We start from the raw sequence: 681 nt of genomic DNA on the forward strand, positions 1-681 counted from the left end.
ACGCGTGATCAGTAGAAACAAGGGTGTTTTTTATTAATGCATTCAAATGCAAATGTTGCACCTAATGTTGCCCTTTTGGCAGGCCCACATGATGAACCCCAACAAAACAACACAAAGCAAAAAACATGATATGGCAAAGGAAATCCATAGTATCCAATCTTTGTATCCTGTTTTCAGTTCAACACCTTTGATCTGGAACCGGTTGTTCAATGCTTCGTCTCTGTACACATTGTGGTCATAAGTTCCATTTCTGATTGATCCTATGCAGGCATTGTCACATTTGTGGTATATTTTGAAACAACCATTGCCCATATCCTCGGCATTTTCCCTCAGTTGCTTCTTTGTTCTTTCAAATAGCTTGTCCATTTCTGAATCAGTTAGATCAATTGTATGTTGATTCTCCAGGGCAACAAGAAGTTCCGCGTTATATGACCAGAGATCTATTTTGGTGTCCTCAACATATTTCTCGAGGTCCTGAATTCTTCCCTCTACCTCTGAAAATTCTTTTTCAATTTGATGGAATTTCTCATTGGTTTTCCCGATCAACCTATTCATCTTTCCATTGATTTGATTAATTGCTGCTTGAGTGCTTTTGAGATCTGCTGCTTGTCCCATTCCCTCAGAATTTTGGTGCCTGAAACCGTACCAACCATCAACCATTCCTTCCCAACCATTTTCTAT

Annotated in this window: 1 protein-coding gene; it reads right to left on the bottom strand. The window is 39.4% G+C overall.

Translation table 11 applies throughout. The annotated features are described in order from the left end of the window. Nucleotides 1-42: 42 nt before the first annotated feature. Nucleotides 43-681 (bottom strand): hemagglutinin (locus tag V4F39_RS20800; RefSeq protein WP_332291842.1); only part of this gene is annotated, 639 nt, incomplete at its 5' end.

Origin of the sequence: Aquincola agrisoli (assembly GCF_036621135.1) — a bacterium.
Lineage (GTDB): Bacteria > Pseudomonadota > Gammaproteobacteria > Burkholderiales > Burkholderiaceae_C > Aquincola > Aquincola agrisoli.